The sequence below is a fragment of the Flavobacterium bernardetii genome, from assembly GCF_011305415.1.
In the GTDB taxonomy this organism is placed as follows: domain Bacteria; phylum Bacteroidota; class Bacteroidia; order Flavobacteriales; family Flavobacteriaceae; genus Flavobacterium; species Flavobacterium bernardetii.
Window position 1 is genome coordinate 172,770 of sequence record NZ_JAANOQ010000005.1, and the last position, 23,344, is coordinate 196,113.

Sequence of the window (23,344 nt, forward strand, 5' to 3'; positions counted from 1 at the left end):
TTACGGAAAATTTATTATTATGAGCACGGAAAAAGAAGCAAAATTAAAAGCCTTACAATTAACATTAGACAAATTAGACAAGACTTACGGTAAAGGAACTGTAATGAAAATGGGAGATTCTGCAGTAGAAGAAGTAGAAACCATTTCATCAGGATCTTTAGGTGTAGACATTGCATTAGGTGTAAATGGATATCCGAAAGGAAGAATTATTGAAATTTACGGACCAGAATCTTCTGGTAAAACAACCTTAACTTTACACGCCATAGCAGAAGCTCAAAAAGCAGGTGGAATTGCCGCTTTTATTGATGCGGAACACGCTTTTGACCGTTTTTATGCGGAAAAATTAGGAATTGACATTGATAATTTAATTATTTCTCAACCAGATAACGGAGAACAAGCATTAGAAATTGCTGAAAGTTTAATTCGTTCTGGAGCGGTTGATATTGTGGTTATTGACTCGGTTGCTGCTTTAACACCAAAAAGTGAAATTGAAGGTGATATGGGTGATAGTAAAATGGGATTACATGCTCGTTTAATGTCACAAGCTTTAAGAAAATTAACAGGAACGATTCATAAAACAAAATGTACTGTATTTTTTATCAATCAGTTGAGAGATAAAATTGGAGTGATGTTCGGAAGTCCAGAAACGACAACTGGAGGAAATGCCTTAAAGTTTTATGCTTCTATTAGAATTGACATCAGACGTTCATCACAAATTAAAGATGGCGACAATGTTATTGGAAACAGAACAAAAGTAAAAATTGTAAAAAACAAAGTAGCGCCACCTTTTAGAACTTGTGAATTTGACATTATGTATGGCGAAGGTGTTTCTAAAGTTGGAGAAGTTTTAGACTTAGCAGTTGACTTTGAAATTATAAAGAAAAGTGGTTCTTGGTTTAGTTACGGCGAAACCAAATTAGGACAAGGAAGAGATTCGGTAAAACAATTAATTAAGGATAATCCAGAATTAATGGACGAATTAGAAGCTAAAATTAAAGCCTTACTAAAAGAGCAAAACGCATAAGAAATTAAAAATCATCCAAAAGGATGATTTTTTTTTGATTATAACGCAACCTTTTTGTAATTTTTGCATCTATAAATAAAAACAAAGTATAAAATGAAAAAAATATCAGCACTTATTGGAATTTTCTTGTTGGTGATTTCTTGTTCAACAGAAAGTAATGAACAAACTATACATTATGAAGTTTTGCCTGTAGATTCAGTTATAATGCCAACTGAATTTTATGTTGATGTGGAAAACGAGATTACTGTAAAGTTTTTAAGGCCGACAGTTTGTCATGGTTTTGATGGGTTTTATTATGAAAAAGATGGGTTTACAAGAACTGTAGCAATTCAAAGTTTTGTGTTGGATCAAAGTAATTGTGCAGAATCGACTACTGAAGCTGCAGCACAACTTTTAAAATTTAAACCTACTGAAGTTGGAACTTATTTGTTCAAATTTTGGAAAGGAAGAGACACCGCTGGTGCAGATATTTTTGAAGAATATTCAATAGTTGTACAATAAAGATAAATGATAGAAAGTCTTCTACATGAATGTAAGAACAACAATACTCAAGCTCAAGAACAATTGTATAAGCTTTTAGCTCCAAAATTGTTTGCGGTTAGTTTAAAGTATTCGAGAAGTTATGAAGAAGCACAAGATAATTTACAAGAAAGTTTTTTGATCCTTTTTGATAAGTTAAAACAGTTTAACGGAAACGGTTCTTTTGAAGGTTGGGCAAAAAGATTAGTTGTAAATTATGTTTTACAACAATATAGAAAACAAGGCACATTTTTAGAAATAATTTCAGATAATATTCCGAATGTAGAAGAAGTTGAAATTGACGACGAATCAGTAACCATGGATTTTTTGTTAAAAATTATTCAAGAATTGCCTGATCGTTACCGATTGGTTTTTAACTTATATGTGGTTGATGGTTATTCGCATAAAGAAATTGCAGAAATGTTAGAAATAACTGACGGCACTTCAAAATCTAACTTGGCAAGAGCTAAGATGATTTTAAAAGAAAAAATACAGAAATATAATACCGCATTTTCAAAAACAAAATGAAGTCGCAATTAGTAACTAATAATTATTTATAAAGCGATACCATTTTGTTACCGCTGAAAAATATTGCTTAAAGAAATGAAAGAAAACAAAAATATAGAACGTCTTTTTCAGGAAAAATTTAAAGATTTTGAAGTTTCCCCACCTGATTTTGTTTGGGAAAACATTCAAGAGAAATTACATCCAAAAGAGAAAAAAAGAAGAGTTATTCCGTTTTGGTTTAAAACCGCTGGAATTGCTGCTTCTTTTGTTGCCATTGTTTCTGTTGTTTTTTTCAACACAGATACTGATTTCAAAAACACGAATACAAAAAACAACGCTGTTGTTAATTCAGACATTACTAAAGAAAACAATACATCTAATCAGAATGATGTGGAAACGAATTCAGACAATTCTACTGAATCAGCTACAAAGGAAAACAAATCGAATGTGTCATTTACAAATGAAACTGGAAGCAGTTCAAATTCACTTGTAAATAATGACAATTCAACAAATTCGAATGCAGATTCTAAAACAGATTCTAATTTAAATAAAGGTGCTGCACTAAATTCAAACACAAACAAATCGAATACTAATTTCGTTTCAAATCGAAAAAAACAAACGAACACAACTACTTTTAAAAAGAGCAATGCTTCATTTAACACTTCCAATTCTGAAATTGTTAGCAATAATCGAAACACTATAAATTATAAAAATAAATCTAAAAAAGGATTCCAATTAAATTCTGAGTTTAACGATTTTAATATATCCAAAAAGAATGCTTCTAATTCTGGCTTAACAGATGTAAACACTTTTAATAAATTAAATACGTCTAAAAATACTACTTCAAATTCTGGAGTTATAGATAAAAATGCTTTTGATAAATTAGATGCGTCTAAAAATACTACTTTAAATTCTGGAGTTGTAGATAAAAATGCTTTCGATAAATTTGATTCTTCTAAAAACAACAATTTGAATTCTGGATTAACAGATATAAATACATTTGATAAATTTGATGCGTCTAAAAACAGTTTGAATTCTGGATTAACAGATACAAATAGTTTAAATACATCTAAAAATACGACTTCTAATTCTGGATTAACAGATGTAAATAATTCTAATTCTTCAAATTTAACATCAAAAAACAACAATGCTGTTAACGGTGTTTTAGTTGAAAATAGCTTAGAAAATTCAAATTCAAACGCAATTGTTGGAGTAGAAGAAATAAAAACAGATACCATAACATCAGCAACAGCAGCTATTGAGGAAAACCCGATGGAAAAATTGCTTCGTGAAAAAGAGACCAAAAAAGTTGTTGATGAAAAAGAGAAAAGAAGCAAATGGGCTGTAAACAGTTATGTTGCGCCTGTTTTCTTCAATTCTTTTGCAAGTGGTTCTCCGCTTTCCGAAGAATTTGCTTCCAACGAAAAAACGTTTAATAATTCTACAAGTTATGGTGTTGGTATTGCTTATAATTTAAACAAACGCCTAGCAATAAAAACCGGAGTTAGTAATTTGAATTTAGATTATGATACCGAAAACATTGCTTTCTATTCTAGTTTTGAAGATCAATCTAAAATTGCAAATACCAATATTGAAAGAAATGCTAATGGTAAATATTTAGTGTTAAAACACGAAAAAGATGTTTCTAAAAATGCTATTGAAAATCAAATTGTGCAGTCGAATCAAAATTTTGGAAATTTAAATCAGAGAATACAATATGTTGAAGTCCCATTAGAATTGTCATACGCTATTTTAAACAAAAAATTTGGTGTGGCTATAAAAGGCGGAATGAGTACTTTGTTTTTAACAGAAAATGAAGTTTCTATTAAAGCACCTGACGGAAATATGCAAATTGGAAAGGCTTCTAACTTAAATGATGTGCATTTTAGTAGTAATGTCGGGTTAGGTTTTAGTTATAATTTTATGAAAAATTTTCAGTTGAATTTAGAACCTACATTGAAATATCAAATTAACACATTTAATAAAAACTCCGAAGATTTTACACCGTATGTTATTGGTGTAAATACCGGAATTAGTTACAAATTTTAAAGTTAAAAAACACAACAAAAATCTATGAAATTAAAATTTATCAACCTGTTAATTTGTCTTATTATTCCAATAGTTATTAGTTGTACTGATGGAGATGACGAATCAATTGTAAACAATCCGCTACAGTGTGATTCCTCTAACACCACGTTTAATCAACTTTATAACAATTTGGCGGATGCCTCACATCAAGATGTAACTACAATGGATTTAGTAACCCATTCCTATACTTTTGAAGTCTCATCAAACAAAACTATTTGTTCAATTGGATATAAAAGTTTGCCAACATTTAATACCACACCATATGCTATGGAGATTTATGATAACACGGCAAGTACTGTCTTATATAGCGGTAGTCATACTTTTTCTTCCACAGCAACATCATATGTTGCAATAACACCTATACAAGTAGTAGTTGGTCATTCATATACAATTAAAAGAATTCAAACAAATTGGGGTAGCAATATTGGCAATACAATTGGTAGGTTAGTTAGAAACTTAAATTTTCCTGTTACGTTTGGTAATCTAAAAATCACTGGTTCTTCATTTTATGGAACTGGTGTACCTCTGAATGATTGGGCGATACCTTATATAGATATTGTTTTTGAGAATTAAGGAGAATAAAAAGAGGTTGTAAAATATTAGTTACAAATTTTAAAGTTAGTTATATAATTTAGTTAAGTTGTTTCAATACTTTTATACGATTGAAACTGGAAAAGCGCCACGCCAATGGTGCTTTTTTATTGTCTCACCCCAATCCTCAACAAAGGAGATGGAGAAAATAGGATTATTTACTTGTTATCGTTTTCTAAATCTGCCAAAATAATTTGTCGGACTTCCTCTTTTATCTGATGTCTTTCTTCCATTCCTTTGCCTTTTGTTTCAATTGGTGGATGAATTACAGCTCTCATTTTACCTGGAGTTCCACTAAAAAAAGTATATGAAAAGCGTTGTTTATTATCAAAAAAAGTCATGGGAACAATTGGTAGTTGGTGTTCAATCGCAATTCGGAAAGCACCATCTTTAAATTCATCTAACAAAACACTTTCATCTGGCACACCGCCTTCTGGAAAAATACAAATACTTAAACCTTGTTGAATTCTTTTTTGGGCGCGTTCAAAAACTTCATATCTGCTTTTGCTGCTTTTTCTATCCACCAAAATACAAACGCGCTTATAAATAAATCCGAAAATCGGAATTTTAACCAATTCTTTTTTTCCCACAAACACAAACGGATGATTTTTCACCGCAATTAACATCAGCATAATATCTGTCATAGAAGTATGATTGGCAACAAGCATATAACTTTTTCCGTCTTCAAAAATTTCATCACCTTCAATGGAATATCTAAAACCCATTCCAATTAAAATAATTTTAGCCCAAAGTCGCGCAATTTTAAAAAATAACGGATAGGTTTTTTCACTTAAAATAGTAACAAAAATAAATGGAAACAAAATAATTATTGGTACCAACATTAACATGTAAAACCAAATTCTGTATAAAAACCACAATGGATAAAGTAAAACCTTCATTTTTATTTTTTTTATGAAACACAAATATAGTACTTCAAAACAAAATCACACCCGCTTTCCGTTATATCTGTTACAAATTGCTTTTTAAGTAGCAATTTGTAAAAGGATGCCACTGCAATCGGGGTTATTAATCACGTTATATCTTTTTAACTAACTTTTTAATCCATTTTCAACTCAAAATTATCATCATATTCATCGTATAAATTTTACACAATCAAAATCACCCCAAATCACCCTTTCACTAAGTCGCAAAGTCATAAAATCACTTGGCTCTTTTTACATAAAAACTTACATTTGCAAAAACAAGTAACCAAATGGCAAAAATATTAACGGGCGTACAAAGTACAGGAACGCCACATTTAGGAAATTTATTAGGTGCAATTATTCCAGCTATCGAAATGGCAAATAATCCTGCAAATGAATCGTTTTTATTTATTGCCGATTTACATTCGATTACGCAAATTAAAAACGGAACCGAATTAAAGCAAAACACATACAGCACAGCAGCCGCTTGGTTAGCGTGCGGATTAGACACTAATAAAGTGGTGTTTTACCGTCAATCAGATGTGCCACAAACCGCAGAATTGTCTTGGTATTTAAGCTGTTTTTTCCCGTTTCAACGTTTGACTTTAGCGCATTCATTTAAAGACAAAGCCGACAGATTAGATGACGTAAACGCAGGTTTGTTTACCTATCCAATGTTAATGGCTGCCGATATTTTATTATACGATGCAGAAATCGTTCCTGTTGGAAAAGATCAAATGCAACATTTAGAAATCACTCGTGATGTCGCTTCTCGTTTCAACCATCAAATGGGTGAAACGTTCGTATTACCAGAAGGAAAAACTAGCGAAGACACGATGTTGATTCCTGGAACAGACGGACAAAAAATGAGTAAATCTCGTAATAACTTTATCAATATTTTCTTAGATGATAAAGCCTTATTAAAGCAAATTAAAAGCATAGAAACGGATAGCACGCCTTTAGAAGAACCTAAAAATCCAGATACTTGTAATGTTTTTGGTTTATATAAATTATTAGGTTCGGAAGAAGAAATTGCGGAATTAAAAGCTAAATATTTGGCTGGAAATTATGGTTTCGGACACGCAAAACAAGCATTATATGATTTAATTGCGGAGAAATTTAAAACAGAAAGAGAAAAATACAATTACTACATTAACAACCTAGAAGAAGTAGATAAATTACTTTTTGATGGCGCAGCAAAAGCGGGTAAAGTCGCAGATGGTGTTTTAAAAAGAGTAAGAGAGAAATTAGGGTTTATGTAATCGTTTTTTTGTCATTCCGAACTAAACCTCATTTCTGTCATCCTGAACTTGTTTCAGGATCTAAATTAAATGAATAGAAGCTGAAACAAGTTCAGGATGACAAGATTTCGTGCTTTGTCATTCCGAACTTGTTTCGGAATCTATATTTTTCCATAAATTTATCCAAGAAGGATTTTCTTTTTCAATTAAGTTTATTTTCCATTGTCTGTGCCAATTCTTTAATTGCTTTTCTCTAGCAATTGCATCGCCTATATATTGAAACTCTTCAAAATAAACCAAAAGATTCAACTTATATTTGGATGTAAATTTAGATCCTTCACCATTTATATGTCTTTCCATTCTATCATCAATTCCTCCAGTTACTCCAATATATAATGTGCCATTTGGTTTATTAGTCAAAATATAAACCCAATAATTATGATATGTTCTATAAGCCATTTTTTACAAAGATTTTGTCATCCTGAACTTGTTACAGGATCTAAATTATTTAGTGGAGAAGCTGAAACAAGTTCAGCTTGACAAGATTGTGTGTTATGTCATTCCGAACTCGTTTCGGTATCTACACCGCTTCAAACAATTTCCCTGGCAATGGTCTGATTACGCCTTTCAATTCCATATTCAATAATAAAGAAGAAATTTTAAAAATCGGGAAATCGCAATCTAAAGCAATGATGTCCATTACTTCTTGTTCTTTCGTTAGAAGATAATCATAAATTTTTTGTTCTTCTTCCGTTAAGGAAACAAACAATTGTTTTTGTATTGGCTTCACTTTTTTATCAGACAAATCCCAATTCAAAATATAAATCAAATCTGCAGCGCTATTTAATAAATGTGCGCGTTGTGTTTTTATCAAATTATTACAACCTTGACTAAATTTATCTGTAATTCTTCCGGGAACGGCAAAAACATCTCGGTTATAATCGTTGGCGAGATTTGCAGTAATTAGCGAACCACCTTTTTCGGCACTTTCAATTACAATTGTAGCTTCGCACATTCCGGCCACAATACGATTTCGCTTTATGAAATTTTCTCTATCTGGATTCGATGTGCTCCAAAATTCGGTCATAAAGCCACCATTTTGTTCCATTTTTGCCATATATTTTTTATGCATTTTCGGATAAATTTGATTCAATCCGTGTGCTAAAACGCCAATCGTTTGCAAATTGTTTTCCATTGCAGTTTGATGCGCGACAATATCTACACCATAAGCAAATCCGCTCACGATAATTGGATTTAATGGGGCCAAATCAGCAATCAATTTTTTGGTAAATTCTGTTCCGTAAGGAGTAATTTGGCGTGTTCCCACAATATTAATCATCCTTCTATTTTCAAAATTAATATTTCCTGATTGGAACAAAACAACTGGACCATCGATACAATGTTTCAATCGTTCGGGATAGTTTTGGTCTAAATAATAAGAAATAGAAATGTTTTCTTTTTCAACAAATAGAAGCTCCTTTTCAGCTAACTGAAAAACATTTTTTTCTTGTAATTTTTTGTAGAGAATTTCGCCCACACCATCAATAGCTAACAGTGCTTTTTTCTTAGATTGAAAAACATCTTGGGCAGAACCACAATGGGTAATTAGTTTTTTGGCAACAACATCACCAATTCCGTCCACTTTTAAAAGTGCGAGTGCGTGTAATAATTCAGTATGTAACATGGCGTATAATATATCCTGCAAATATATTTATTTTTTAGTAATATGAAAATCAAACCTTAATAAACATAAAGCGTAGATTGTTAATAAAAATTGTTGATAAAATTTTGTTTTTGTCTTTGAATACTTAATTTTGCTATTATGAAAATAGAGAAATACATTTCTGGATTATTGTACCGATACCAATGTGTAAGCATTCCTGGTTTTGGTGCTTTTTTAAGCGAATGGCAATCGGCTCAAATAGCGGAAGGTCATAATTCGTTTGTACCGCCGAGAAAAGTTATTTCTTTCAATTCTAACATCAAAACTAATGATGGTTTGTTGGCTAATCATATTGCGTTGCAAGAAAAAATTAGCTATGAAAGTGCTTTAGCGAAAATTCAAACGCAAGTTACTTTTTGGTTAGAAAAGCTCCAAAATAAAGAAGTTTTAACCTTAGAAAATATTGGTGAAATTTCTTCAAATTCTGAAAATAATTTAGTTTTTAAACCAAATAATTCTGTCAATTATTTAATGGATTCTTTTGGTTTGTCTGGTTTTAATTCTCCAGAAATCATCAGAGAAAATCAAACACAAAATTCAACTGAAACCATTTCTATCGCTCAAGAAGTTTTAGAAAACGAAATTTTAGAAGAAGAAGTTATTGAAGATGAAACTCCGGTTATTCCATTAGTTCAAACCAAACCAAATACCAATTGGTTAAAATATGCTGCGGCAATTGCGCTTTTTTCTTCAGCTGGAACCTATGGTTATAAAATGTATTACGATTATACGATTGATCAAAAAACCATTTTAGTAGAAAAATCTGTTCAAGAAAAAATAAATCAAAAATTACAAGAAGCTACTTTCGTTTTACCTAATCCGATGGCAGCTGTCGATTTAACTTTAGAAGAAAAACCAAACGCAAAATACCACGTTGTGGCAGGCGCATATAGAAGTGAACAAAATGCAGAAAAAGCTAGGAAACTATTAGCTTCTCAAGGTTTCGAGGCGCATTTACTAACCAAAAACAAATACGGATTAATTCCTGTAGCCTTTGGAAGCTATTCCAATTTAAAAGACGCGCAGAATTTAAAACTCAAAATAAAAGCAAAAGATAGCATCGATGCTTGGTTACTAATAGACTAATCCCAATTTTGGGATTTTTTTATGCCTTGTTTTTAAATCAGAGTTATTATCTTTGTAAAAAAACAATGCAAAACAAATATCCTTCAGACTCAATTACTGTTCTTACAGATTTAGTTTTACCTGGTGAAACTAACCCTTTAAATAATCTTTTTGGTGGTGAATTATTAGCTCGTATGGATAGAGCTGCAAGTATTACTGCGCGTCGTCATTCTCGTAGAATTTGTGTAACTGCATCTGTAAATCACGTAGCATTTAATAAATCTATTCCATTAGGAAGTGTGGTAACCGTGGAAGCAAAAGTGTCGAGAACGTTTTCAACTTCTATGGAAATTTATATTGATGTTTGGATTGAAGACAGAGAATCCGGAATAAAAGTAAAAGCTAATGAAGGTATTTATACATTTGTTGCCGTAGACGAAATGGGTACTCCAATGCCGGTTCCACCAATTGAACCACAAACGGAATTAGAAATTCAACGTTTTGAAGCCGCATTAAGAAGAAAACAATTAAGTTTAGTATTAGCTGGAAAAATGAAAGCTAGTGATGCAACGGAATTAAGAGCGTTGTTTACAAAATAAAAAAAACTATAGGATTTATATTTTTAAACTATGAAAAAAAACGTTGTACTTTTATTAATTATTTTTCCTTTTTTTCTATTTTCACAAATAAAAGAAAAGAATAATATTATAATTCAAGATAGCTTGTCAAAAGATAAAATATGTAACTATCAGAATGAAGTTTTAAAAAAAATTTATACAAATAAGATTTCATTAACGAAAACAGAATTTGACAAATTAATAAATTTAAACAAGACATATTGGACTAATATTGAAGAAGGTTTCATCCTTTTTTATTCGTATTCAAACTTTTTAAAAAACAATTTGAATGCCTTAGAAAGTTATAATTATAATATGTTAATAAAATTAAATGAGTATTTACATAATGAAGATACTAACGAAATTAAAAATGGTGGTTTAGGAAACGATAGTGGGAAAAAACCTTCAAACGTAAAAGCTTTAGATGTTTTGAGGAAGAAAAAAAAATAGTCTTAAATTAACTTAAACAAAAATATTAAACTAAATACTTTGCTTTTATATAAAAGTTGAGTATTTTCTTAAAAGAAAAAATATGGATTTTTATAAATTAGCAATAAAAGAAATCAAAAGAGAAACTAAAAGTGCAGTTTCCATCGTTTTTAATATTCCTGAAGAACTAAAAGCAGTATATCAATTTATTGCGGGACAATATGTTACTTTAAAATTGACTTTAGACGGAAAAGAAATTCGTAGAGCGTATTCTATTTGCTCTTCTCCAAAAAGTGGCGAGATGAGAATTGCTGTTAAAGAAGTTAAAAGCGGAACGTTTTCGAAATTTGCAAATAACAATTTAGCCATTGGTGATTTACTAGAAGTAAGTGTTCCAGAAGGAAAATTTATTTTTGAAGCGAAACACGATCATCAAAAAAGTTATGCGGCTTTTGCTGCAGGAAGTGGAATTACACCCGTATTATCTATTGCGAAAAGTGTTTTAGAAGAAGAACCGAATAGCACATTTGTTTTGGTTTATGGAAATAAAACAGAAGCAGAAACTATTTTCCATGATGAATTACACGCGTTACAATTAAAAAATTTAGGTCGCTTTTTCGTGCATTTCGTTTATAGTCAAGCTAATGTTGCTGGTGAATTGTTCGGAAGAATTGACAAAGCTGTGGTAAACACTGTTCTTAAAAACAAACATGCAGATAAAACCTTTTCAAAGTTTTATTTATGCGGACCAGAAGAAATGATAAAAGTAGTTTCGGCAACATTAAAAGAAAACAATGTAGCGGAAAAAGATGTCAAATTTGAATTATTTGGTACTTCTCCAGCTCCAGAAAACAAAGCTGCAGCCGGACAAAATGGTCATACTAATATTTCAATCTTAGTAGATTCTGATGAAGTGACTTTTGAAATGAGTCAGAAACAAACCATTTTAGAAGCGGCATTAAAACAAGGTTTAGATGTGCCTTATTCTTGTCAGGGTGGAATTTGTAGCAGTTGTATTTGTAGAGTTACAGAAGGAAGTGCAGTGATGAATAAAAACCAGATTTTAACAGACAACGAAGTAGCAGAAGGTTTGGTTTTAGCTTGTCAGGCTGTTCCAACAACTTCAGAAATTAAAGTTGATTTTGATAATATTTAAATTGATATAATTTAAACAAAAAGCACCAGTTTCAAATTATGAAACTGGTGCTTTTGTTTTATATTCTGTTGGAGTTAATCCTGTTGTTTTTTTAAACACACTATTGAATGATGATTTTGAATTAAAACCAGACAAACTTCCAATAGCTTCAAGAGTTAGATTCTCATAATTTGAATCTAAAAGGAGTTTTTTTGCATATTCTATTCTATAGTTATTTATAAATACAGAAAAGTTTTGATTGTGAACTTTATTAATAACATTAGATAAATATTTCTCATTTGTCCCAATTTTTCTAGCTAATTTTCTAATTGTTAATTCTGGCTCTAAATACATATGTTCCGTATTAAAAAGATATATTAACTTCTCATTAATCAGTTCCAAAGGATTAATCTTTTCAGCTTTTTTTGAATGGGCTTTATATATTACAAATAAACTAATCGGGAAATAAAGTATAAACCAAGATTTTATTATCATTTTTAGTGTTGGCGAATCCAAAAGATAATTTAGAAACCAAAAACAAATAAATAAATTATACAACAATATAAAAACAAATAAATTTGACTTGAAATAAGATTCGTTTTTAAATTCGTTATTGTTAAATAATAATTGATAGGAAACAAAGCTGTAATAAACGGTAGATATTGGGAAGATAAATAATATTACGATATAGTTTACATAAGTCATAACATTCTCAACGACTTCATATGCAAAGTTTTTTTCCGTTTCATTATTTAAACTAAAAAAAACAATTGAAAATAAATTTATCAAAAATAAAATACTTGGCAGATAAAAATGAGATAAAACTATATTTGTTTTTTGTTTTTCATTATTTATTAAGTTGAATAAAAGCGGAGGCAATAAAATTAACCAAACGAAAAACAATAAAGCAAAAGCACTTACTAGAGATTCGTAAATTTTAAATTTTGGGGTTGTTGATAATAACAAACTAAAAAAAACGAAAAACCAAGAAAAATAGAACAGGACACTAATAAATTTAATTTTTCTTAAATAAAAACAATAAACCGTTGTTATAGCAATTACAAAAGATACAACAGTAATGCCTTCAATGAAATCCATTCTAATTTAGATAATTTATCATCAAATATAAAGAAATTAGTGCTTTTTCCGTAATATTGGACTACTTTTTTTTAAAAAAATCACATAATTAACTATTTTTGTGACGAAAATTATTAAAATAAATTTTTTATGAAAAAAATATTAATTCTTTTATCATTTGTCATTGTAATAAGTGTTAAAGCACAAGTGGGAATCAATACCACAATTCCAACAGCTACATTACATGTGGTAGGAACGACTACTTTACCAAGTGGTGGCGGAACCGTAAATTTATTAAATCAAAATTTTGATGCGGCCTATGCTGTTACACATTCTAGTAACACAACTAGTGGCTGCGCTTCTCCAGCAACAGTAAATGGATGGGAAAGAACTACTACCGGAAATGCTAATGCAAATTGTACAACATGTACTGGAGGTTGGTTATTTATTTATTCTGATGAATCTGGATGTGATCAAAACTCTACTGCCAGCATAAATTTCACATCTGCACCCACTTCTACTACTGTTACAATTTCATTTGATTATCGTTATAATTATTTTACTGGAAGTGCTGAATCATTTCGTGCTTACTTATGGAACAATACTACCAATGCTATCGTTGGAGCAAACCTTGTTGGAGTGCTTTCTTCAGATGCAAACACCAGTTTTTCTGGAACTAGAACTGTGGTAGCGGGAAATAGTTATTCACTTCGTTTTGAATATTTAGGAACTTTTGATTATGGCGCTTCTATTGATAATGTTTTAGTTACCGAAACAAGTGCTCCAACTGGTGGTTCTTATAGTTTTAGATTAGAAGATGGAACTCAAGCTAGTGGAAAAGTAATGACTTCTGATGCTAATGGAAATGGGTATTGGGCAACTCCAACTGGAGGTAGCGGGACAGATAGTCAAACGTTAAGTTTGGTTGGAAGTACACTTTCTATTTCAAATGGTAACTCGGTAACCTTACCAAGTGGTTCTGGTAGTTATACATTCACAAACGGTTTGACATTAACAGGCTCTACAGCAAGATTAGGAGGAACTTTAACACAAGGTACTGCTTTAAATCTTGATAATTATGATTTAACTTTTTCAAGTAATACTGCAGCTGCATTTCCAGGACAAATTATTTATCAAGGAACCAATAGAGTAATTATGGATACTGACTTTTCTAATAATTATATTAATTTCGGAACTGATGCTTTTATTGATAGTGATGACGGAACAACTTTTGTTGATACTGGTTCTACAACATTTACAAAAGATTTTGTAGCTGGATTCGACTCGGGAGGTTCAGGAGGAACAGCTATTGCAATGGGGTCTATTGAATATTTTGTGGACGGAACAAATGAATTGTTTTTTGAAGGATCTGGATTTAACCCAATGTCAGATGAAACAAGTTCTTTTGGAAATACTTTAGGAAAATCTAACAGAAGATGGGGTGCTGTTTATGCTACAAACGGAGTAATTACTACTTCTGATATGAATTTAAAAACCAACGTTAAACCATTGTCTTATGGTTTAAATGAATTGTTAAAATTAAACACTATTACGTATAATTGGAAAAATTATAAATTAGGTAATACGTCAATTCCTGTTGAAAAACAAGAAAAGAAAATTGGATTTTCAGCTCAACAATTATTAGAAGTTTTACCAGAAGTAGTACAAACCCATAGTTGGATACCAGCAAACGAAAATGGAGATTACAAACAAATCAAAAATAAACATTTAGGTGTAAATTATAGTGATATTATTCCAGTAACTGTAAAAGCAATCCAAGAACAACAAACTCAAATTGAAGATTTGAAAAAGGAAATTGCAGAACTAAAAGCTTTGGTAAAAGCCTTGCAAAAATAGAAACTGTACTTTAATAAAATAAAAAAGGAGCTAATTAAGCTCCTTTTTTATTTTATCTATAATTGTAATTGGCAAAATACTTCGCATCGCATTTTCATAACCTTCTACTTTTTTATTTCCATAAACTGAAGTGGGTAAAAACGGAAATTGTTCTCTGTTAGAAGTAATACAAAAATTATCAAGTTGATTAAACGGTTTAAATCCTGCAAAAGGATGAGTAGCGCCCCAAAGTGTGATCACTTTTACACCTAACATCGCTGCAATATGTGCATTTCCTGAATCCATAGAAAGCATAATCTCTAAGTTAGAAATTAAATCTAACTCTTGTTGAAACTTAATTTTTCCAGCTACGACAATTACAGTATCATGGTTATTTTTTAGTTGATTAAGCTTTTTAATTTCTTCTTCACCACCTCCAAATAAAAAGATTTTATTCGAAGAATTTTTCGCTAATTCATCAATCACGACTTGCATTAAATCAATCGGATACACTTTGCTTTCATATTGTGCGAAAGGTGCGATACCTATCCAATTTTCTACTTTTTTTCCAGTAATGGTAAGTATTTCTTCTGATAAAACTGCTTTTTCAGGAAATATCGGTTCGTTTAAATCTAAAGGAAAACCTAATTTTTCAAACGTTTCACAATGTCTGGCAAACATTGATTTAGTTGGAGAAATAGTTTTGATGGCTAATTTTGTAAGTTCTTTTTTGTCTTTTCTGCCTTTATCTGTAGCAGCCACTTTTTTACCTGATAAGGCAAATAATGTTCTTACGACTTTCGAACGTAACACATTATGTAAATCGGCAACGGCATCAATATTCAATTTTCGTAAATCGGAAAACAAACGCAACAACCCTAAAAAGCCTTTGTGTCTTTCTTTTAAATCAATCGCAAAGAAATTTACGTTTTCAATATCATCAAAAAAAGGTTTGAAAAAAGGTCGGGAAACCACTGTGAGTTGCACATCGGGATATTGCAAAGAAAAAGCTCTCAGCACAGGAACGGTCATAGCGACATCGCCCATAGCTGAAAGCCTAATAATTAAAATGTGTTGCGGCATTTATTTTTTATTTTGATACAAAACTGGATTCAAATCTTCGTCGTTGTACATTTTCATTTGTTTGTAAACTTTCATGAATTTGTCACCATTTTCAATATCTTCTACTAATTGACTAATGGAAATAAACATATCGTTTTTTTGATCTAACAATACATTCAATTTTTCCTGACATTTCGCTCTGTGTTCAGCAGTGGCTTCTTCACGAGTTGCCTCTTCGTTCATATGGTAAATTTTCAAAGCTAAAATAGATAATCTATCAATCGCCCAAGCTGGACTTTCCGTATTAATTCTAGCATTTGGTTTCACTTGAACGTGTGCATATTTCTGTAAAAAATACCCGTCAATATATTCCACCATATCTGTTCTAACTTGGTTTGACGCATCAATTTTACGTTTTAAATCTAACGCAGCAACTGGATCAATATTTGGATCACGGACAATATCTTCATAGTGCCATTGTACGGTATCTACCCAGTTTTTTGCAAACAACAAGTGTTCTACTGAACCTTTTTCATAAGGATTTAGTACGGGCTGATACACATCATCAATAATATGATACGCTTTTATAGATTGTTCAAAAATGGGAAAGGCAAATTCTGCAAACATAGTTTCTATTTTAATTTACAAAAATAAGGATTTTTTGTACTTTTAACCTCAATTTTCAAATTATCTCACATGAATGTACATTATATCTCCGAACAAAACAGTATTTTAAATCATTTTCTTACCCAACTTAGAGATGTAAACATTCAGAAAGACAGCATGCGTTTTAGAAAAAACATTGAACGCATTGGTGAGATTATGGCTTATGAATTGAGTAAAGAATTAGAATATAAAGACATTGCTGTTCAAACGCCTTTAGGTATAAAACACACTACAACTATTGCTGAAAATATTGTTTTATGTTCGATTCTAAGAGCTGGTTTAGCACTTCATCAAGGTTTTATGAACTTTTTTGACGATGCAGAAAACGGATTTGTTTCAGCCTACAGACATCATTATAATAACGATGATGACTTTGATATTTTGGTAGAATACAAAGCTACGCCAACTTTAACAAACAAAAGTTTAATTTTAATTGATCCGATGTTAGCCACTGGAAAATCTTTAGTAGCGGTATTAAATAAACTTTTAGTAGACCACAATCCAAAACACATTCATATTGCAGTCGTTATTGCAGTTCCAGAAGGTATTCAATATTTACAAGAAAACTTACCCGACAATTGTCATTTATGGGTGGCTTCGTTAGACGAAAAATTAAATGAGAAAGACTATATCATTCCTGGATTAGGCGATGCTGGCGATTTAGCGTATGGAAATAAGTTATAACTGAGCAAAAAAGAAAAACAACCCAACAGCAAATAACAGATATAAAGAAACTTCTTTATAAACGGAATCTTCAAATTTTTCGAACATATTCGCACCTAAAATAGACAAAGGCGCAAAAGAATAGATTAACAAATCATTAGATTTATTTGGTGAAAAAATATAAATTCCAACCGCCAAAATAAACGAAAAATAAATCTGTTTATAAGACGACTGCATGTTCAAAGGTTTGTTCTGATAATCAAAAGTTTGTGAAGCAAAAAACAAGGCTGAAATAGAAACAAACAAAGCCAATGCCATATTTTGATACACATTATCAAACGCAAAAAAGTTAAAACTCACATCAGTAATATTGTCATCAATTGTGTAGTTATCGAATAAAACTAAACTGGCGAAAATGTACAAAATCCAAACACAAAGGAATGAAACAAAAGGCAACAACCAGTTTTTGAAGTCTTTTCCAGAGTGGAATATTATCGAAATAAATACTAAAACAATATACAGAATACTCCAAAAGTGGAATATTGCGGAAAGGAAAATCCAAAATGACGCATCGAAAATTTTTTCTTTAGGAGAAACTAAAGTTTTTAACGAAACTAATCGTCGTAAAGCCAATAGTAAAAATACATTTGACAATACAATTTTAGTGTTATTTAATATGGTTGGAAATAAAAGTATAAATACAAAAAAGATAAGAATCGCATAATTATCGTTCTTTGTTAGTGCGTTTTTTAAAGAAATAAAGTTGACTAAAAAAAACGAAAATACAATTAAAACAAAAACCGCTGCCTTTTCAATTATAATATTAGTGGTAAAAACGGTGTTTGAAACTTGAAATTGATATAAAAAAAAGCAAGAAAGTAGCATTAAAAAGATTAATGCGTAATTAATTGGTCGAGTTTTACTAAAAAGGCTTGCAATCATAAAGATATTTTATATTTTTGTAGTGTAAATATAATAATAAAAAAATGAAAGCATTTTTCGAAGCAATACAATTTTTATTTGTTGAAGTACTTTTTGTACCATTGGACTTATTAAGAAGTTGGGAATTAACAAACTGGTGGGGTGCAAATATTATCAACTGGGTATTTATTATTGTTTGTTGTTATTGGACATATTACTGGACAAAACAATTATCAATTTTCAAAAAATCTGGAGAAGATGAGCAAGATACAACTGCGCATTCTTTCTTAACAAAATAAAAAACAGTATTTAAAATATAAAAAATATCCGTAATAGTAATTATTACGGATATTTTTGCTTGTATAAAGTTAAGGTTCAATTATAAATCGAACCCGATATCTTTTCTATAATTCATCTTATCAAATTTTAGATTTTCTATAGTTTGATAAGATTTTTTTGTGGCATCTACGAACGTAGTTCCGAAAGATGTTACCGCTAAAACACGACCTCCATTTGATACAATTTTTCCGTTTTCTTCTTTTGTTCCTGCATGAAAAACCAAGGATTCTGTGTTGTTATCTAAACCAGAAATTTCTTTTCCTTTTTCAAACTCTTCTGGATAACCGCCAGAAACGACTACAATTGTAGCTGCCGTTCTTTCGTCTAATTCGAATTCAAAATCCAATAATTTTTCTGTCGCAACGGCTTGAAACAAAGCGACTAAATCACTTTTAATTCTTGGAATAACCACTTCTGTTTCTGGATCACCCATTCTCACATTATATTCAATCACAAACGGATTATCGCCTACTTTAATCAAACCAATAAACACAAAACCTTTGTATTCAATGTTGTCGTTTTTTAAACCGTTGATCGTTGGAATTACAATTTGCTCTTCAATTTTTTGCATTAAAGTCGCATCTGCAAATGGAACTGGAGAAATAGCGCCCATTCCACCGGTGTTTAAACCTGTATCACCTTCACCAATTCTTTTATAATCTTTTGCCGTTGGTAAAATTTTATAATTTTTTCCGTCTGTTAACACGAAACAACTTAATTCAATTCCGTCTAAAAACTCTTCAATAACTACTTTCGCACTAGCTGAACCAAATTTAGCATCCACTAACATGGCTTTCAATTCGTCTTTAGCTTCTTGTAAGTCGTTTAAAATTACCACACCTTTTCCGGCTGCTAAACCATCGGCTTTTAAAACATAGGGTGGAGAAAGTGTTTCTAAAAACGCATATCCTTTTTCAACTGTTTCCGAAGTAAAACTTTCGTATCTCGCTGTTGGAATATTATTTTTTACTAAAAATTCTTTGGCGAATTCTTTACTTCCTTCTAATTGTGCGCCTAATTTTGATGGTCCAATTACTGGAATCGTATTTAAAGCTGCGTCATTTTTGAAGAAATCGTAAATTCCGTTTACTAAAGGATCTTCAGGTCCGACTACAACCATTTCAATTGCGTTGGCTAAAACAAATTGTTTCACCGTTTCAAAATCGTTTGGATTCATCGCAACATTTGTTGCTATTTGTGCTGTTCCTGCGTTTCCTGGCGCTACAAAAAGTTGTGAGCAAAGTGCGCTTTGAGTCATTTTCCAAGCAAATGCATGTTCTCTTCCTCCAGAACCTAAAAGTAAAATATTCATATCGTGTGTGTTGTTTGTTGCTGCAAAAATAGTTTGTTTTAATTGGAAAAAAAAGTAAGTCTTTGTTAGATTATAAAATTAGGTTTGTTATTTTTGAATAAATTCAGAAAACGTGTTCCACTTATTTAATTTATCGTTAAAAATTAATGGTTTCCCCATGAAGGAAGCCCAGATTGAATTTGAAAAAAATCTACAAATTTCTGAATCCGAATATCAAAAATTCATTAAAGATAAAAGAAAGGAAATCGTCCAATTTCATTTAGAAAACAACACTTTCTATAAAAATTTAGTTGGAAATACCGATGTATCCGATTGGAACAACTTACCAATTCTGACTAAAAAAAATCTTCAAGTTCCTTTAAAAGATAGACTTTCAAAAGGTTTTGAAAAGAATATTTACATCAACAAAACTTCAGGTTCAAGTGGCGATCCGTTTATTTTTGCGAAAGATAAATTTTCGCATGCGTTAACATGGTATTCGAATATTTACCGATTTGGTTGGTTTGGAATTGATTTTAATACGTCGTTTCAAGCGCGATTTTATGGTATTCCTTTGGATAAATTCGGATATTATAAAGAACGTTTCAAAGATTTTTTAGCGAAAAGATATCGTTTTCCAATTTTCGATTTATCAGATGTGGTTTTGGAAGAAATTCTGAAACAATTTCAAAACAAAAAATTCGATTATATTAATGGTTATACGAGTTCTGTGGTGCTTTTTGCGAAGTTTTTACAATCGAAAAACATCGTTTTAAAAGACGTTTGTCCGACATTAAAAGTCTGCATGGTCACTTCTGAAATGCTTTTTGATGCTGATAAAATCTTACTTGAAAAATACTTAGGCATTCCGATTGTTAATGAATACGGCGCTTCCGAATTGGATTTATTAGCATTTCAAAATCCGAAAGGAGAATGGCAAGTTAATTCTGAAACTTTATTTATTGAAATTTTAGACGAGAATAATCAGCCTGTTGCTAATGGAATTTCTGGAAAAGTAGTGGTGACTTCTTTATACAACAAAGCGCATCCGTTTATTCGATATGAAATTGGCGATATTGGAGTTTTAGCCGAAAATAGCACTTGGAAAAAACCAATTTTGAAGCAATTAATTGGTCGAACTAACGATGTAGCTATTTTACCAAGCGGAAAAAAATCGCCAGGATTGACGTTTTATTATGTGACAAAAAGCATTATTGAAGATGATGGAAACGTGAAAGAATTCGTTATTAAACAAACAAAATTGGATTGTTTTGAAATTGATTATGTAAGTGAGACAGCACTTTCTTCCGCACAAATTGACGAAATTCAGAAAGCGATTGATTTGTATTTAGAACCGAATTTGAAGTTTACCTATACTCGAAAAGACTTTTTAACGAGAAGCAATCGTGGGAAATTGAAGCAATTTACTTCTTTGTTGTAATACCTCACCCCAACCCTCTCCAAAGGAAAGGGAGCCGAAACGTGATTTGGTTTGTGTTTAAAATCTTAACTTATACTTGGGTTTGATGACCAACTGAACATATAAAAATTGCATCGTATCTAAACAAGCCGTAAAGAAATTACGTTTATGGAAATCTCGATAAACTTTGAAATTAAACGCAATTAATTTCCATTTAGAAGCCGAAATAGAATCTTCTCTAACTCTATAATACGCTAAACTTTCTGGAACTGGAATCGCAGTTTGTATTTGCTTTACGATTTGCAACCACATCATCCAATCTTGTCTTTTTTTGATGGACGAAATCGGAATTTTATCAAAGAAATCTACAGAATAAATTCCTGTTAAATTGCCAATCCAATTGCAAAAATATAATTGTTGGTAAGTTATTTTTGAAGGAGTTGTGATTGTTTCATTACGTAAATTTCCAGATTCATCTATCGTTTCATAAAACGAAAAAGTGAACGGAATGTTTTGCTTTTGCATAAAGCGGAGTTGCTTTTCTAACTTCTCAGGTTTCCACAAATCGTCTGCATCTAAAAAAGCGATATAATTTCCTTGAGCTTGTTGAATAGCGTAATTTCTTGCTACACCTGCTCCAGCGTTTTTATCTAGTTTAAATGCTTTTACACGCTTATCATGAGATGCATAATTTGAAATTATAGAGAAGGTTTCATCTGAAGAACAATCGTCAACAAGAAGTAATTCCCAATTTTCATGTGTTTGAGAAATAACCGATTGAACGGCTTGAGAAATATACTTTTCAGAATTGAAGCAAGGCGTAATTATGGAAACTAACGAGTTCATTAGTACGCTTTTTCTTCTCCTTTAAAAATATTAATTACCGTTTGAAGAATGATTTTAAAATCCATTAAAAAAGACCAGTTTTCAATATAAAAAACATCAAATTTAACTCTGTTAATCATATCTTCTTCCGTTTCAATTTCGCCTCGGCATCCTTTAACTTGAGCCAATCCAGTAATTCCAGGTTTTACGTAATGTCTAACCATATATTTTTTTACTTTTTTCCCGTATGTTATATTTTGTGCCCAAAGATGTGGTCTTGGTCCAACAACAGACATATCACCAAGTAAAACATTGAAAAATTGTGGTAATTCGTCAATACTTGTTTTTCTGATAAAACGACCGATTTTTGTAACTCTTGGATCGTTTCTTGATGCTTCAGATTCTGTAGTTCCGTTTAATTTCATCGATCGAAACTTATAACAAATAAATTCTTCTTCGTTAATTCCTGGTCGGCTTTGTTTAAAAAAGATGGTGCCTTTTGATTCTAATAAAATTAGTAATCCTAAAATTGGAGTTAGCCAAGATAAAACAAAGACTATTACAATTAAAGAAAATATAATGTCGAAAACTCTTTTGAAAAACTCCGCATAATAGTCGTCTAATGGTGATTTTCTTAGAGATAAAACTGGAAATAACTCGTAATAATCAATTGTTAAGTTCTTGGAAAAAATGGCCTTAGAATCAGGAATGAATTTAATTATAATTTCATTTTCATCTGCAAAAGCAACTAAATCTTTGTGTTTGTCGTTTGAAATTTCATTAATTGAACAATAAATTTCATCAATTTTATTTTGAAAAACAAACTTTTTTAAGTCTTCCACTTTTCCTACAATGTATTCTCCAGTTTTCTTGTCTGAAAAGAAACCTTTAAAACGATAACCATAATCTGGTCGGTTATCAAAAATAGTTTTTAAATCTTTTGATTCGTCTGTATAACCGATAATAACAACATTTCTGAAGTTATTTCCGGTCAAGATTCGGTATTTTTTTATATAATAAAAAGCCAAACTTTTTAGTAACAACACACCAAACAAGAGTGTTACAATATATCTTGCTGTGGCTCGACCGCTAAAAATCGCATCTTTATAAAATGGAAAAAAAGCAATGATTAAAAGCAAGAACAAAGCCGTTTGCTTAGCTGTTTTTGATAAAATATTTACTGGAGTTGTAAATCTAAATATTTCATAAAACTTTGTAAAAAAAGATATTATGATCCATATTAATACCAAGTATGTTCCAAACCATTGAAAATTAATATTTAGTCCCTTAAAAAAATAAAGGGATAAAATAAGTATCAAACAACAATCTAAGACTATACTTATTGGTCTAATATATTTGGAATATCTTCCTTTATTCATCTA

24 protein-coding genes are annotated in these 23,344 nt (G+C 30.9%); 14 read left to right on the forward strand and 10 right to left on the reverse strand.

The window, feature by feature from the left end; all coding sequences use genetic code 11:
• Nucleotides 1-19 precede the first annotated feature (19 nt).
• The 5 genes from recA to G6N05_RS10595 all read left to right on the forward strand — a co-directional run bounded on the left by recA (nt 20) and on the right by G6N05_RS10595 (nt 4,711).
• The gene (gene recA / locus G6N05_RS10575) at nt 20-1,024 is read left to right on the forward strand and encodes a recombinase RecA (RefSeq protein ID WP_166128428.1); all 1,005 of its coding nucleotides are present in this window, start codon (nt 20-22) and stop codon (nt 1,022-1,024) included.
• Between the two features lie 93 nt (nt 1,025-1,117).
• The gene (locus G6N05_RS10580; RefSeq protein ID WP_166128432.1) at nt 1,118-1,525 is read left to right on the forward strand and encodes a hypothetical protein; all 408 of its coding nucleotides are present in this window, start codon (nt 1,118-1,120) and stop codon (nt 1,523-1,525) included.
• 6 nt (nt 1,526-1,531) lie between these two features.
• Nucleotides 1,532-2,071, forward strand: coding sequence for an RNA polymerase sigma factor (locus G6N05_RS10585; RefSeq protein ID WP_166128437.1), 540 nt, complete (start codon nt 1,532-1,534; stop codon nt 2,069-2,071).
• A 75-nt stretch (nt 2,072-2,146) separates the two neighbouring features.
• Complete coding sequence (locus G6N05_RS10590) at nt 2,147-4,099, forward strand: porin family protein (RefSeq protein WP_166128440.1); 1,953 nt, start codon at nt 2,147-2,149, stop codon at nt 4,097-4,099.
• Nucleotides 4,100-4,267: 168 nt separating this feature from the next.
• Complete coding sequence (locus tag G6N05_RS10595) at nt 4,268-4,711, forward strand: hypothetical protein (protein ID WP_187003009.1); 444 nt, start codon at nt 4,268-4,270, stop codon at nt 4,709-4,711.
• 176 nt (nt 4,712-4,887) lie between these two features.
• Here the strand turns inward: G6N05_RS10595 and G6N05_RS10600 are convergent, their stop codons facing one another.
• Nucleotides 4,888-5,628, reverse strand: a complete 741-nt coding sequence (locus G6N05_RS10600; RefSeq protein ID WP_166128449.1) for a lysophospholipid acyltransferase family protein — start codon at nt 5,626-5,628, stop codon at nt 4,888-4,890.
• A gap of 314 nt (nt 5,629-5,942) precedes the next feature.
• On the opposite strand from G6N05_RS10600, the gene trpS reads away from it, so the two are divergent.
• Nucleotides 5,943-6,914 (forward strand): tryptophan--tRNA ligase, encoded by a 972-nt coding sequence (trpS, locus tag G6N05_RS10605; RefSeq protein WP_166128453.1) that lies wholly within the window; start codon nt 5,943-5,945, stop codon nt 6,912-6,914.
• Between the two features lie 117 nt (nt 6,915-7,031).
• On the opposite strand, the gene G6N05_RS10610 is transcribed toward trpS, so the two are convergent.
• Nucleotides 7,032-7,352 (reverse strand): GIY-YIG nuclease family protein, encoded by a 321-nt coding sequence (locus G6N05_RS10610; protein WP_166128458.1) that lies wholly within the window; start codon nt 7,350-7,352, stop codon nt 7,032-7,034.
• 121 nt (nt 7,353-7,473) lie between these two features.
• Entirely contained in the window at nt 7,474-8,577 is a 1,104-nt protein-coding gene (gene dprA, locus G6N05_RS10615) for a DNA-processing protein DprA (RefSeq protein ID WP_166128894.1), read from the reverse strand.
• Nucleotides 8,578-8,715: 138 nt separating this feature from the next.
• On the opposite strand from dprA, the gene G6N05_RS10620 reads away from it, so the two are divergent.
• The 4 genes from G6N05_RS10620 to G6N05_RS10635 all read left to right on the forward strand — a co-directional run bounded on the left by G6N05_RS10620 (nt 8,716) and on the right by G6N05_RS10635 (nt 11,883).
• Nucleotides 8,716-9,702 (forward strand): HU domain-containing protein, encoded by a 987-nt coding sequence (locus G6N05_RS10620; RefSeq protein ID WP_166128462.1) that lies wholly within the window; start codon nt 8,716-8,718, stop codon nt 9,700-9,702.
• A gap of 65 nt (nt 9,703-9,767) precedes the next feature.
• Nucleotides 9,768-10,280: an acyl-CoA thioesterase gene (locus tag G6N05_RS10625; RefSeq protein ID WP_166128467.1), complete on the forward strand. Its 513-nt coding sequence runs from the start codon at nt 9,768-9,770 to the stop codon at nt 10,278-10,280.
• A 30-nt stretch (nt 10,281-10,310) separates the two neighbouring features.
• Nucleotides 10,311-10,748: a hypothetical protein gene (locus tag G6N05_RS10630; RefSeq protein WP_166128471.1), complete on the forward strand. Its 438-nt coding sequence runs from the start codon at nt 10,311-10,313 to the stop codon at nt 10,746-10,748.
• An 82-nt stretch (nt 10,749-10,830) separates the two neighbouring features.
• The gene (locus G6N05_RS10635) at nt 10,831-11,883 is read left to right on the forward strand and encodes a ferredoxin--NADP reductase (protein WP_166128476.1); all 1,053 of its coding nucleotides are present in this window, start codon (nt 10,831-10,833) and stop codon (nt 11,881-11,883) included.
• Nucleotides 11,884-11,919: 36 nt separating this feature from the next.
• On the opposite strand, the gene G6N05_RS10640 is transcribed toward G6N05_RS10635, so the two are convergent.
• On the reverse strand, nt 11,920-12,357 hold the full coding sequence (locus G6N05_RS10640; protein ID WP_166128480.1) for a helix-turn-helix domain-containing protein: 438 nt from the start codon (nt 12,355-12,357) through the stop codon (nt 11,920-11,922).
• Between the two features lie 732 nt (nt 12,358-13,089).
• Between G6N05_RS10640 and G6N05_RS10645 the strand changes: the two genes are divergently transcribed.
• Nucleotides 13,090-14,796 (forward strand): tail fiber domain-containing protein, encoded by a 1,707-nt coding sequence (locus G6N05_RS10645; protein WP_166128484.1) that lies wholly within the window; start codon nt 13,090-13,092, stop codon nt 14,794-14,796.
• A gap of 30 nt (nt 14,797-14,826) precedes the next feature.
• On the opposite strand, the gene G6N05_RS10650 is transcribed toward G6N05_RS10645, so the two are convergent.
• Both G6N05_RS10650 and G6N05_RS10655 read right to left on the reverse strand, forming a co-directional pair.
• The gene (locus G6N05_RS10650; protein ID WP_166128488.1) at nt 14,827-15,858 is read right to left on the reverse strand and encodes a glycosyltransferase family 9 protein; all 1,032 of its coding nucleotides are present in this window, start codon (nt 15,856-15,858) and stop codon (nt 14,827-14,829) included.
• A complete protein-coding gene (locus tag G6N05_RS10655) occupies nt 15,859-16,464 on the reverse strand; it encodes a DUF4254 domain-containing protein (RefSeq protein ID WP_166128493.1) in 606 nt (201 codons plus the stop codon).
• Between the two features lie 69 nt (nt 16,465-16,533).
• Between G6N05_RS10655 and upp the strand changes: the two genes are divergently transcribed.
• A complete protein-coding gene (gene upp, locus G6N05_RS10660; protein WP_166128497.1) occupies nt 16,534-17,187 on the forward strand; it encodes a uracil phosphoribosyltransferase in 654 nt (217 codons plus the stop codon).
• Here upp and G6N05_RS10665 read toward each other — a convergent pair.
• A complete protein-coding gene (locus G6N05_RS10665; RefSeq protein WP_166128501.1) occupies nt 17,182-18,108 on the reverse strand; it encodes a DUF6427 family protein in 927 nt (308 codons plus the stop codon). The two genes, upp and G6N05_RS10665, sit on opposite strands and share 6 nt — an antisense overlap.
• 44 nt (nt 18,109-18,152) lie before the next feature.
• Between G6N05_RS10665 and G6N05_RS10670 the strand changes: the two genes are divergently transcribed.
• The gene (locus G6N05_RS10670) at nt 18,153-18,386 is read left to right on the forward strand and encodes a DUF6341 family protein (protein ID WP_166128505.1); all 234 of its coding nucleotides are present in this window, start codon (nt 18,153-18,155) and stop codon (nt 18,384-18,386) included.
• Nucleotides 18,387-18,466: 80 nt separating this feature from the next.
• On the opposite strand, the gene purD is transcribed toward G6N05_RS10670, so the two are convergent.
• Entirely contained in the window at nt 18,467-19,738 is a 1,272-nt protein-coding gene (purD, locus tag G6N05_RS10675) for a phosphoribosylamine--glycine ligase (protein ID WP_166128509.1), read from the reverse strand.
• A 112-nt stretch (nt 19,739-19,850) separates the two neighbouring features.
• On the opposite strand from purD, the gene G6N05_RS10680 reads away from it, so the two are divergent.
• On the forward strand, nt 19,851-21,158 hold the full coding sequence (locus tag G6N05_RS10680) for a phenylacetate--CoA ligase family protein (protein ID WP_166128514.1): 1,308 nt from the start codon (nt 19,851-19,853) through the stop codon (nt 21,156-21,158).
• A gap of 57 nt (nt 21,159-21,215) precedes the next feature.
• Here G6N05_RS10680 and G6N05_RS10685 read toward each other — a convergent pair whose 3' ends face one another.
• Both G6N05_RS10685 and G6N05_RS10690 read right to left on the reverse strand, forming a co-directional pair.
• A complete protein-coding gene (locus G6N05_RS10685) occupies nt 21,216-21,983 on the reverse strand; it encodes a glycosyltransferase family 2 protein (protein ID WP_166128517.1) in 768 nt (255 codons plus the stop codon).
• A complete protein-coding gene (locus G6N05_RS10690) occupies nt 21,983-23,341 on the reverse strand; it encodes an undecaprenyl-phosphate glucose phosphotransferase (RefSeq protein WP_166128522.1) in 1,359 nt (452 codons plus the stop codon). Before G6N05_RS10690 ends, G6N05_RS10685 begins: the two co-directional genes overlap by 1 nt.
• Between the last annotated feature and the right edge of the window lie 3 nt (nt 23,342-23,344).